Raw genomic sequence first — 11488 nt, 5'->3', positions numbered from 1 at the left:
TCATCCCCTTCATTGGCAATCGAAACGCTCTGCCAACCCTTGCATAAATAACCCCGCTTGCTCAGCAGTTAAGGCTCCACTCCCATAGCGAATAAAACCTTTATTTAATACTTCCCATACAATGATCATAGATGGCGTTGATAGCATAGGTTTTGTGAATTGCATAGCATCAATTAAGGTTGATAACCATGAACCTTGTTGTGCTTTTAGCTTATTTAAAACCTCTGTATTGATAGGAATATCTTGGAGCTGTTGCCAAATCATTGTTTGGAACTTTTCTGCTTGAACCAATTTAGCAAATTTGAATAAGTTTTCTTTATTTGCACCATTTAGGCCATCATTTGGAAACGCCAGTACAAAAGTAGAGTAATAAGGCTGCATATACTCACCATTGAGTTTCGGTAACTGTTGCATCCCTAAATTATCACCAAGCGCCTGATCATACGTTTTTAATGCCCATGCACCATCAATAGTAAATGCGGCTTGCTGCGCTTTAAATGCGTTATTTGAACAAGTGTAATCGCACTGTCTGTCAACGAGGTTTTGTTTACTTAAATCCCAAACAAATTTGAGAGCAGATTGCATTGCAGGCGTGTTTAGCTGAGCTTTATTATCTACAATTAGATCACCATTAAAAGCCGATAAAAACGGAATAAACCAGTACATCTCCATAAAACTCCATGTAACTAGTTTAACCTCTTCAGGCAAGGATGATTTAAAGCTATATATATCCTGCCAATTTTCTATTGGCTCTTTAACGTACTGCTTATTATAAAAAAGTAGCAGGTGATTACCTTGAATAATGGGAATACCCAAGAGCTGATTGTTTAGCTTAGCAGTGTCTAAGGTTCGCTTATCTGTAGTGTCAGCAATGAGTGAGCTTGGAATAACACTGTAGTTGGCATATTTATCAAGACCTAAATGATCTGCAGGCACAATAATAACGTCTGTTGAGGTGCTGGTACTGGTGTTTTGTACCAGTCTTACTTTTAGAGCTTTTTGATCAACCGACACAGAATTAACCGTCAAACCACTTTGCTCAGCGAGTGTGCTTAACAGTTGATCAAAATGCTCATGTTTCATGGTATGGGCTAGGTTTATCTTTGCCGCATAGCTATCAAATGTAACTATTAGCATCACTACCCAAAATACTTGCCACACGCTAAGGTTTGCTCATAAATAATGAAAATTATATTTTAGTTAAGCACATATGCCGTACATTGCCTAGCTTAATCAAGGGTTTTCTTGAACCTAAGTGCAGCCATAGCCAAGCCTAAAATAGTAAAGATCAAAAGCCAAATTAAGTCACTGCTCATGCTCATTAGATTGACATCTTTTAGTACTATTCCTCTTATTAGCCTTAAATAGTGCGTTGCTGGTAAGCATTCAGCAAGCCACTGCGCCGCCATAGGCATTCCTTCATAGGGAAATACAAAACCAGACAATAAAATGGAAGGTAACAGAATAAAAATAGTCATTTGCATTGCTTGAAGCTGGTTTTTAGCGATGGTCGAGAGCACTAAACCTAGCACTAAACTGGCGCATATAAAGGCAAATGTTGCGACAACCAGTGCCACTAAACCACCGCCAAAAGGAATATGAAATAATATCTTGCCCATTCCTAATATAATAAATAACTGAATAAAACCAATGAAGATATAAGGCACCACTTTACCTATCATCAACTCAAGTGAGCTTAAAGGTAAGGTTATTAAGAGCTCCATATTGCCTCGCTCTTGCTCTTTAACAATTGCAGCAGAGGTAAACATAATCATGGTCATGGTCAAAATGACAGCTGCTAAACCTGGCACAATATTAACCGCAGAGCGCTGCTCAGGGTTATAAAATAAGGTTGTTTCAAAGGTAGGATAAGTTCTATTCGCGGGCTTATCGAGCAGTTCAGCAAGCGGCATGTTGCGAAGCGATTTAATGCTCGACGCTACCATTGTATCTGAGCCATCAACTAACCAATGCGCAATTGGCCTGACTAACGACTCATTACTACCATCTGGTAAACCAAAACCGACTGTTGGGTGTTGAGCAAGCCGGTTTGCTACATCGTGGGGTATAAAAAGCACGGCGCGCACTTTAGCACTGGCTATTGCTGTTTGTGCTTGCTCTATACTGTTATAGTAATCTGTCACTTTGACCACATTTGTGGCTGATACTGTTTGTACTAAAATGCGGCTGAGAGCAGTGTGACTATGATCGACTACTGCAACAGGGATATCCTTAACATTAGTGTTAATAGCATACCCAAATAGAATCAGCTGGATAAGGGGGATCATTACCACCATAGCAAATGTCATTCTATCACGGCGTAATTGTAATAACTCTTTGCTTACAATAGCTTTTATACGGCTTAAAGAGGTAACAATATTCATTGTCTGCCCTGCCCTGTACAAGTTACAAACACGTCCTCAAGGCTTGGGCGAACAATATTTACTTGCCACGTATCCTTACAAAATGATTGCTGTTTTATAAACTCAACGGGATCTTGAACATCTTTTTTCACTAATACTCGCAATTGTGCGCCTAACTGAGTCGCCGAGATAACTTGATCGATTGTTGCGAGCTGTTTTTTTAATTCTCTAGTTTGCGCCCCAGCTATTTCTACAACATAGGCATGCATGTCTGTCATTAATTGTTTTGGTGAGCCATCGGCGCGTTTAATACCGGATTCTAAAATTGCTAAACGATGACAGCGCTCCGCTTCATCCATGTAGTGAGTAGTGACTAATATTGTGGTACCGGCATTACTTAAATCAAAAAGTGTTTCCCAAAAGTCACGGCGATTTTGTGGATCGACTGCCGATGTTGGCTCATCAAGAAATAAAATTTTCGGTTTATTGATCACTGCAGCAGCCAATGCCAAGCGCTGCCTTTGGCCCCCACTCATACTTCCGGCCATTTGTTCCGCTCTTTGATCAAGACCGTAGGTATGGAGCAATTCATCAATTCTTTGTTGTTTTTGCCGCTTTTTTAAAGGGTAAAGCGCAGCCATGAACTGGAGGTTTTCAAGTACAGTTAAGTCGCTATAAAGTGAAAACTTTTGAGTCATATAACCAAGTTGTGTTCTCAGCTTTTCTGCATCTTTTGGCAGGCTCAAGCCAAGCACATTGATATCACCGGCGGTTGGCTTCAATAAACCCGTAAGCATACGTATTGCAGTCGTTTTACCACAACCATTGGGGCCTAAAAAGCCATAAATTTGGCCTTGCTGAACGTCTAGATCAAGGTTATCAATCGCTGTTAAATCGCCAAATTGTTTTATCAAGCCTTTGGCATGGATCACCGACTCAGTCATGGCATAACCACTTGGGCAGGTACGCCTGTTGGTAAGTTATTCTCAGTTGCAGGTAGTGTTACCTCAGCAAGATACATTAAACGCGCGCGCTCTTCCTGATTAAGGGCATAAAAAGGAGTGAAAGCAGGCTCTGTGGCGATCCAAGTAAGTTCGCCTTCAATCTCTTGATCTATGCCGTCTACGCGAACCATGAGCCTCATGCCCTGTTTGAGCTTGGCGCGATATGGTTCTGGGATATATACGCGTGCGTATGGTGCGCTGTTCGCTTGAATAATAACCACAGGGCTTCCTTTAGTAACTCGCTCACCTACATGCCAAGGCAAATTATCGACTCTGCCGGAACGCATCGCTTTAATTGTCAGATCTGAAAGATATTTTTGTTGTACTTTTAGCTCAGCTTCTGCGGCTTGAACTTGCGCCTTTGCACTATTAATATCTTCGACACGAGAGCCATTTGTTAGCTCTTTTAGGTTCTGCTTTGCTGATTCTAAATTTGCAAAAGTTTCATCCCGTGCGGCTGTTGCGCTGTCTAAGGTTTCTTGGCTTGCGAGCTTATCTTTAACTAACGTTTTTGCTCGGCGAAAATTAGCTTCGCTTTGTGTGTATGCAGCATTTGCCGCTGCTACTTTGGCTGATGTCGCAGCAACCTCTTCTGGGCGAGCACCATTTAAAGTTTTTTCAAGAAATGCTGTTGCTTGAGCTAGTTGCGCTTGAGCTTTGGCTACAATGGCTTGTTGAAGCTCAGCATCGAACTGTGCAATTACCTGCCCTTTTTCAACTAACTGACCTGCTGAGACGGGTAAATCAATCAGTACTTCGTTAGTTGTTGCAGGATGGATCACACGTTCACGCTCAAGAGTCCCTAGCGCTACTCCCTCATTAGAGTCTGAACAAGCTGAAATAACTAAAGAAATAAATATGAGTACAACACGTTTAGCTAACATTTTAATTTCCTTACGGTTAGCTGATGAGTTGCTAAATACTATAAAGTAATAAAATGTTCAGTAAAAGTGTTCTGTAAAAATTGATTTTTTAGAAATTAAAAAAATAATATCGCAGAGATATGTTGGAGAGTTAAAGCGATGAAATTCTAGATATGTTTATCTAACCATTTGAAGTTAGATTACAAGGTGATTATTCCTACTTAACATAAGATTATGTCAATATGTGGCATCGCGCTAAGACATTAGTACTCTTGATAACGTCTTGCATAGATTGTTCGGAGTTCACCGAACCGCTACACATAACCTACTTAAGTAAGTGGCGTCCCCAAGGGGATTCGAACCCCTGTTACCGCCGTGAAAGGGCGGTGTCCTAGGCCTCTAGACGATGGGGACGCAGAAATTGGTTTGCAAATCACCGATTTGCTATTTCTGTGTAAGATGAGACCGAGCCTGCGAGGCGAATGGCCTTAGCTTAAACAGAAAGTTTCTGTGTCACTAGGACAACTGAATAGTTAGACTCGATTCAGACGAGTGTTAATAACACAACACTTTTAGTTAGTGGCGTCCCCAAGGGGATTCGAACCCCTGTTACCGCCGTGAAAGGGCGGTGTCCTAGGCCTCTAGACGATGGGGACACATAATGTGTCACTAGGACAACTGAATAGTTAGACTCGATTCAGACGAGTTTTAATAACACAACACTTTTAGTAAGTGGCGTCCCCAAGGGGATTCGAACCCCTGTTACCGCCGTGAAAGGGCGGTGTCCTAGGCCTCTAGACGATGGGGACACATAATGTGTCACTAGGACAACTGAATAGTTAGACTCGATTCAGACGAGTTTTAATAACACAGCACTTTTAGTAAGTGGCGTCCCCAAGGGGATTCGAACCCCTGTTACCGCCGTGAAAGGGCGGTGTCCTAGGCCTCTAGACGATGGGGACACATAATGTGTCACTAGGACAACTGAATAGTTAGACTCGATTCAGACGAGTTTTAATAACACAACACTTTTAGTAAGTGGCGTCCCCAAGAGATTCGTACTCTTGATAACGTCGTGCATAGATTGCGCGGTGCTCACCGCTCCACTACACATAACCTACTTAAATAAGTGGCGTCCCCAAGGGGATTCGAACCCCTGTTACCGCCGTGAAAGGGCGGTGTCCTAGGCCTCTAGACGATGGGGACACATAATGTATCACTAGGACAACTGAATAGTTAGACTCGATTCAGACGAGTTTTAATAACACAGCACTTTTAGTAAGTGGCGTCCCCAAGAGATTCGTACTCTTGATAACGTCGTGCATAGATTGCGCGGTGTTCACCGCCCCACTACACATAATCTACTTAAATAAGTGGCGTCCCCAAGGGGATTCGAACCCCTGTTACCGCCGTGAAAGGGCGGTGTCCTAGGCCTCTAGACGATGGGGACACATAATGTGTCACTAGGACATTAAATGATAGTTTGACTCATATCGGAGTTAAGGTTACTAAATTAACATGTAAGTACTCGAGACTAACATATTTATTTTCTTGGCAATTGCTCACTTACTTGAAGTAAGTGGCGTCCCCAAGGGGATTCGAACCCCTGTTACCGCCGTGAAAGGGCGGTGTCCTAGGCCTCTAGACGATGGGGACGCAGAAAACTGCAACCCTAGGACAAACACTATGCAAATCTGGTGGAGCTATGCGGGATCGAACCGCAGACCTCTTCGCTGCCAGCGAAGCGCTCTCCCAGCTGAGCTATAGCCCCGACTTGCATACACACCACCAATTAATGTTGGCTGTGTATCGCTGAGTGCGGGGCGCATTCTATGCAGCCCCCCAAATAAAGTCAACAGTTTTTTATCTAAGTTTATTTAAATGATTTAAATTTCAACAAGCTGACTAAATATCAATCCGTTACGGTGGTGTTTTAAACAAAGTGCTATCAAATTCGCTATTTTGAGCTACTTACAGTACTGGTTTCTCATTTAAAGGCTTCCTGCCTATAAACTTGCTTATTTAAATAAGGTATACATTTATATGCAAAACAAAGATCGCTACCTAAAGCTTTAAATAAAGAAACTAAGCGTACCCTATGTTGTTTTTTAATATACAAAATAGGTCGCTTTTAACTGATGCAAACTTATTGATACGAAGAAACTGCTATAAAGCTTTACTGTTCTCATATCACTTCGATCATTTTACTAAGGTCATAGAGCTATAGATCAACTTATAAATACAAGGTTATGAATATAAATTGCATATTTGTTCACCAAAAAATGCTTAAATGCCATGTCATTGTTTATAAAAGCTGCATCTAACACATTTTTACTCATTCAAGTGTTGACACATTTACAACTCTATCTATAATAGCGCCCCACAACAACGCAGCAATGAGTTGTTTTAGATATGGGTCGTTAGCTCAGTTGGGAGAGCATCGCCCTTACAAGGCGAGGGTCACTGGTTCAAGTCCAGTACGACCCACCATTATTCACTAATGGTGTTCATATCTAAATTCTTAATGGGTCGTTAGCTCAGTTGGGAGAGCATCGCCCTTACAAGGCGAGGGTCACTGGTTCAAGTCCAGTACGACCCACCATTAAGAAATAGGGCTGCATGTAATATGGGTCGTTAGCTCAGTTGGGAGAGCATCGCCCTTACAAGGCGAGGGTCACTGGTTCAAGTCCAGTACGACCCACCATTATTCACTAATGGTGTTCATATTACAAAAAATCTAAATGGGTCGTTAGCTCAGTTGGGAGAGCATCGCCCTTACAAGGCGAGGGTCACTGGTTCAAGTCCAGTACGACCCACCATTAAACACATTTTAGTGGTGTTCTCATTTAGATTAATCTTCGCGGGTCGTTAGCTCAGTTGGGAGAGCATCGCCCTTACAAGGCGAGGGTCACTGGTTCAAGTCCAGTACGACCCACCATTTTCACCGATGGTAAGCGAAGAAAAAGATTATATGGGTCGTTAGCTCAGTTGGGAGAGCATCGCCCTTACAAGGCGAGGGTCACTGGTTCAAGTCCAGTACGACCCACCATTTAATCTTTAAGCCACTAGGCAATTTATATGTGGGTCGTTAGCTCAGTTGGGAGAGCATCGCCCTTACAAGGCGAGGGTCACTGGTTCAAGTCCAGTACGACCCACCACATATAAACACTTCATTAAATATATTTCCTTATTTACCCTTAGCTTTCAAAAGCATCGCCACCATTAACAAAACACAGGCTCGATGGTTCTAGTCCAGTACGACCCACCACATATAAACACTTCATTAAATATATTTCCTTATTTTACCCTTAGCTTTCAAAAGCATCGCCACCATTAACAAAACACAGGCTCGATGGTTCTAGTCCAGTACGACCCACCACATATAGACTCTTCATTAAATATATTTCTTTATTTTACCCTTAGCTTTCAAAAGCATCGCCACAATTAACAAAACACAGGCTCGATGGTTCTAGTCCAGTACGACCCACCACATATAAACACTTCATTAAATATATTTCCTTATTTACCCTTAGCTTTCAAAAGCATCGCCACCATTAACAAAACACAGGCTCGATGGTTCTAGTCCAATACGACCCACCACATATAGACACTTCATTAAATATATTTCCTTATTTTACCCTTAGCTTTCAAAAGCATCGCCACCATTAACAAAACACAGGCTCGATGATTCAAGTCCAGTACGACCCACCACATATAGACACTTCATTAAATATATTTCCTTATTTTACCCTTAGCTTTCAAAAGCATCGCCACCATTAACAAAACACAGGCTCGATGGTTCTAGTCCAGTACGACCCACCACATATAAACCTCTAGTATCTAGTTCCTTTTATCTGACATTTGAGATTTAAACTCTAATACCAACCTCACCACTATTGATATAGCCTAAAAGTAAATTTTAAATCGCTGCAAAAGCTGTAATTTGCCTTGTCAGCAGCTAGACTGTTTATTATAGTCGTTGTTAATGTCACTTAGTCGCAAGTCCAATGCCTGCAAAGATTTTTTCGAAAGCCAAAATTTTAATAGTTGAAGAGCAGCCTCTTGCTCAAAGCTATATGAAACAATCCTTAGAAGGGTTGGGCTTTCGTCAATTGCGTTTTGCAGAGCATGCCATTGCAGCAAAAGAACAATGTCAAATTGAGCAATTTGACCTCATCGTTTGTTCATTTAACTTAAGTAAACATCAAGATGGTTATCAGCTTTATGAAGAGCTGAAAATGAAGCGCCTTATAAAAAACTCTACCGGCTTTATTTTTATTTCAGCTGAAACAAGTGGCTCTTTAGTTCACAGTGTACTCGAGCTACAACCAGATGATTTCTTAGTTAAACCCTTTACAATTAACGAATTAAAAAATCGTATTGAAAAAGTGTTATTGCGCAAAAGTAACCTACATCAAATTTATCAACTTATTGATGATGGGAATGACTCCAAAGCAATTAAACAAATTGATACCTTGCTGCAAAACAAAGGTAATAGTTACAGCGCGATTCTATTGAGATTAAAAGGTGATGCCCTACTTCGCCTCAAACGCTTTGAAGATGCAAAAACATTCTTTAAATCAGTGCTCGATATTCAAAAATTCACATGGGCAAAAGTAGGTTTAGTAGAAGCACTCATTGCCAATAATGAACACACACTTGCACATCGTATGCTGAAGACAATGTTGCAGCGCAGTGAAACTCGACTCGTTGCTCTTGATTTACTCGGTCGATTAGAAATAAAGCTGCATAAGTTTGATGAGGCTCAGCAGTTTTTTAGTCAAGCTGTTGAAATTGCGCCACGTAATATTGACCGTCAAAAAACCTTGAGTCATGTATCGTTACTTAATCACGACTACGAAAAGAATTATCTAACTCAAAAAGACATTGCTAGTTACGCAAAGCACTCTATTCACGACAACCCTGATGTGTATTTAAATGCGGCTCGTGCCGGTATTGATTTTGCTTTAACTACAGATCAGACCGATCAAGTTAATCGTATTTCAAGACAGACAAACCAATACTTAAGTGATTTAAAAAAGCAGTTTCCGAATAGTAATAACCAAACACAGATTGACGTTCTCAATGCGCGTTTGCATTATTTAAAGGATGAACATCAAAAGGCTAAAGCACTTATCAATCAACTGGATGAAAGTGACACTCAAATTCGTTCAGTAGATGGTGCGCTCGATAAGGCGAAAGCGTTTCATGAGCTTGGTTTTCACCACAAAGCACAGATGCTATTTAACCAAATAATAACGCACTGTGAACGTCACCCATCAATAAGCGATCCGGTATATTTACGTTATATTCAACAGCAACAAACTGAGCGGCGTGATATTAAGTTAGGTCCAAAAGAGCTCAATAACCACGCTGTGACGCAGTTTAATAAAGGCCAGCTAAATACTGCACTTGAAGCATTCACACAGGCATTTAGAATAATGCCAAAAAATGCCAGCATCGCCTTAAATTTACTGCAGTGTTTATTCGATACAAATAACCAAGGCCAATCGTTTAATTTAACACTCGCGAAAAAATGTTTTGCCCTGTTAGATGCTCAAACATTAGAAGATGAACAAGTAACCCGTTTCGAAAAAATTAAAGCACAGGCTGCAAAATTAAAAATTAAACTTGCAGAGTAACTTCTTTATGGCGTTTCGTTTGTTAAAACTTAAAAATCTCCCCCTCAGCGTTGCGCTTTTGGTTTTTTGTCAATGTAGCTTTGCCTCCGCAACGTTACAACATTGGCAGCAAGCAGCTATAAATTGGCAAAGTGAAGCGGGTAGCCATATAAATATCTTGGCTGACGAGCAACCCGCATTTATGGCTTTAAAACCCTACATTCCTTTGTTTGAAAAGCTAACAGGAATTTCTGTTGGTTTTCATGCCTTAGAACAATCGCAAATGCGTGCTCGTCGACATCAAGATTTAAGCGAAGCCACAGGTCTTTATGATGTACTGCCTATGGGAATCACATTTTTAGGTGAAGCTCAAAGCCAAGGCTGGGTTGACCCTTTACAGCCATACATTGAAAACCCTAGACTTACAGACAAAGCGTGGTATCAGTTAGAAGATATTAGTGAGCGTAGCCTAGCCCTTTGTAAGATCGACAATACACTATATTCGTTACCGTTTGATTTTTCTGCACCGATATATTTTTACCGTAAAGATCTTTTCGAGCGCTTCAACCTAGAAGTACCCAATACCTACGAGCAACTGCAAGCGACTAAAATTAAGCTGCAAAAGGCTATTGACCGCATCCCTTCTTTGAATGGTATGCACGCATTTGCCTCACGCACACTGCCGGGGGCAGGATTAAACACCTGGACAGTCTTACCTATTATGCGAGCTTATGGTGCTGAGGTTATCAATAAGCAAGGTCAATCTGTTTTCGGTAGTCCTCAGACAGCAAAAAGCTTACAAGTGTATCGTGATCTAGTCACGGGGTTCGGCACCCCTGATAACAGCCGCTTACTTCACTTTTATGAAATTCGTCGCCTTTTTAAAGAAGGCCAACTTGCCTCGGCCTTTTTGGCCTCTCATTTTTATAATGAAATAGATACCGCAGAAGAGTCTGATATTTGGAATAAATGGGAGGCCGCCCCCTTGCCTGCTGGCCCAATAGCCCGAGAAACATCGCCATGGGCATGGGCGTTCGCGATAAATAGCAAATCAAATGAAAAACATGCTGCATGGTTATTTATTCAATGGGCAACAAGTGAACAAACAGCCGCACTACTGAGTACCGGTGGTTCACCACCAAGGCAAAAGGTGTGGCACGAAAAACTATTTACTTTAGTAAACAAGCCTGGCTTTAATAAAACCATGTTATGGGTATTTGATCACGCAACTCCGGACCGCCTGCAGTCTGGTATGGTCGAGTTTCCTGTTATTGGCAAAATTATCTCGCAAACCTTTAGCCAAATTTTCTATGGTGCAGATATAAAGCAATCTATTAAAACTGCTGACGAAAAAATAAACACTAATATGCAAGCGCTAAAAGTACGGAGCAATATTCAGCAATGAGAATTAGTATTGCCCATAAAATTTTAATGATCATCGGCTTTACCATTACCCTTATTTTAGGGGCAAGTACGTCTTTGCATGTTATGGAGCTAAAAGAGCAAACACTTTTGAACATGAGTGAAAAAGCTGACGCTATTGTCTCGCCCATGTTGTCAGAAATAAAAGCTTAACTAAAGACAATACGGTAGGAAGTTGGGTACTTAAAATTCAGGGATTAACATTAAAAAATATT

General features: G+C 41.1%; 7 protein-coding genes and 15 tRNA genes. 10 read left to right on the top strand and 12 right to left on the bottom strand.

Translation table 11 applies throughout. From position 1 onward, the window contains the following. Positions 1-9 precede the first annotated feature (9 nt). From HYD28_08480 to HYD28_08425, 12 genes are all read right to left on the bottom strand, one after another. Positions 10-1137 (bottom strand): extracellular solute-binding protein, encoded by a 1128-nt coding sequence (locus HYD28_08480; protein QLE08997.1) that lies wholly within the window; start codon positions 1135-1137, stop codon positions 10-12. 92 nt (positions 1138-1229) lie between these two features. Continuing rightward, positions 1230-2378: an ABC transporter permease gene (locus tag HYD28_08475; protein QLE10518.1), complete on the bottom strand. Its 1149-nt coding sequence runs from the start codon at positions 2376-2378 to the stop codon at positions 1230-1232. 2 nt (positions 2379-2380) lie between these two features. After that, positions 2381-3307, bottom strand: coding sequence for an ABC transporter ATP-binding protein (locus HYD28_08470; protein QLE08996.1), 927 nt, complete (start codon positions 3305-3307; stop codon positions 2381-2383). After that, positions 3304-4251 carry an HlyD family efflux transporter periplasmic adaptor subunit gene (locus HYD28_08465; GenBank protein ID QLE08995.1) on the bottom strand — a complete coding sequence of 316 codons (948 nt, stop codon included), beginning with the start codon at positions 4249-4251 and terminating at the stop codon, positions 3304-3306. The genes HYD28_08470 and HYD28_08465 overlap by 4 nt, the downstream gene beginning before the upstream one ends. Before the next feature lie 317 nt (positions 4252-4568). After that, positions 4569-4644 (bottom strand) — tRNA-Glu (locus tag HYD28_08460). 166 nt (positions 4645-4810) lie between these two features. After that, positions 4811-4886: transfer RNA gene (locus HYD28_08455), tRNA-Glu, on the bottom strand. 77 nt (positions 4887-4963) lie between these two features. Further along, a tRNA-Glu gene (locus HYD28_08450) sits at positions 4964-5039 on the bottom strand. 77 nt (positions 5040-5116) lie between these two features. After that, positions 5117-5192: transfer RNA gene (locus tag HYD28_08445), tRNA-Glu, on the bottom strand. Between the two features lie 168 nt (positions 5193-5360). Further along, positions 5361-5436, bottom strand: a tRNA-Glu gene (locus HYD28_08440). 168 nt (positions 5437-5604) lie between these two features. After that, a tRNA-Glu gene (locus tag HYD28_08435) sits at positions 5605-5680 on the bottom strand. A 130-nt stretch (positions 5681-5810) separates the two neighbouring features. Continuing rightward, positions 5811-5886: transfer RNA gene (locus tag HYD28_08430), tRNA-Glu, on the bottom strand. 39 nt (positions 5887-5925) lie between these two features. Next, positions 5926-6001, bottom strand: a tRNA-Ala gene (locus HYD28_08425). 643 nt (positions 6002-6644) lie between these two features. On the opposite strand from HYD28_08425, the gene HYD28_08420 reads away from it, so the two are divergent. The 10 genes from HYD28_08420 (at position 6645) to HYD28_08375 (ending at position 11426) form a co-directional block, all read left to right on the top strand. Beyond that, a tRNA-Val gene (locus tag HYD28_08420) sits at positions 6645-6720 on the top strand. Positions 6721-6756: 36 nt separating this feature from the next. Continuing rightward, positions 6757-6832: transfer RNA gene (locus tag HYD28_08415), tRNA-Val, on the top strand. A 26-nt stretch (positions 6833-6858) separates the two neighbouring features. Next, a tRNA-Val gene (locus tag HYD28_08410) sits at positions 6859-6934 on the top strand. Between the two features lie 39 nt (positions 6935-6973). Next, positions 6974-7049 (top strand) — tRNA-Val (locus HYD28_08405). Between the two features lie 43 nt (positions 7050-7092). Further along, positions 7093-7168, top strand: a tRNA-Val gene (locus tag HYD28_08400). 35 nt (positions 7169-7203) lie between these two features. Further along, positions 7204-7279: transfer RNA gene (locus HYD28_08395), tRNA-Val, on the top strand. Positions 7280-7312: 33 nt separating this feature from the next. After that, positions 7313-7388 (top strand) — tRNA-Val (locus HYD28_08390). A gap of 849 nt (positions 7389-8237) precedes the next feature. Continuing rightward, the gene (locus HYD28_08385; protein QLE08994.1) at positions 8238-9872 is read left to right on the top strand and encodes a response regulator; all 1635 of its coding nucleotides are present in this window, start codon (positions 8238-8240) and stop codon (positions 9870-9872) included. A gap of 7 nt (positions 9873-9879) precedes the next feature. Next, complete coding sequence (locus tag HYD28_08380) at positions 9880-11256, top strand: extracellular solute-binding protein (GenBank protein QLE08993.1); 1377 nt, start codon at positions 9880-9882, stop codon at positions 11254-11256. Then, positions 11253-11426 carry a hypothetical protein gene (locus HYD28_08375; protein QLE08992.1) on the top strand — a complete coding sequence of 58 codons (174 nt, stop codon included), beginning with the start codon at positions 11253-11255 and terminating at the stop codon, positions 11424-11426. The genes HYD28_08380 and HYD28_08375 overlap by 4 nt, the downstream gene beginning before the upstream one ends. The last annotated feature ends 62 nt before the right edge of the window (positions 11427-11488 follow it).

This window comes from Pseudoalteromonas shioyasakiensis, from assembly GCA_013391845.1.
Lineage (GTDB): Bacteria > Pseudomonadota > Gammaproteobacteria > Enterobacterales > Alteromonadaceae > Pseudoalteromonas > Pseudoalteromonas apostichopi.
This window is presented reverse-complemented; position numbering and strand designations above follow the sequence as displayed.

Excerpts from the sequence above, each read along its gene's own strand:
- HYD28_08380 (QLE08993.1), top strand. The coding sequence starts at position 9,880 with ATGGCGTTTCGTTTGTTAAAACTTAAAAATCTCCCCCTCAGCGTTGCG.
- HYD28_08465 (QLE08995.1), bottom strand. The coding sequence starts at position 4,251 with ATGTTAGCTAAACGTGTTGTACTCATATTTATTTCTTTAGTTATTTCA.
- HYD28_08375 (QLE08992.1), top strand. The coding sequence starts at position 11,253 with ATGAGAATTAGTATTGCCCATAAAATTTTAATGATCATCGGCTTTACC.
- HYD28_08385 (QLE08994.1), top strand. The coding sequence starts at position 8,238 with ATGCCTGCAAAGATTTTTTCGAAAGCCAAAATTTTAATAGTTGAAGAG.
- HYD28_08480 (QLE08997.1), bottom strand. The coding sequence starts at position 1,137 with ATGCTAATAGTTACATTTGATAGCTATGCGGCAAAGATAAACCTAGCC.
- HYD28_08470 (QLE08996.1), bottom strand. The coding sequence starts at position 3,307 with ATGACTGAGTCGGTGATCCATGCCAAAGGCTTGATAAAACAATTTGGC.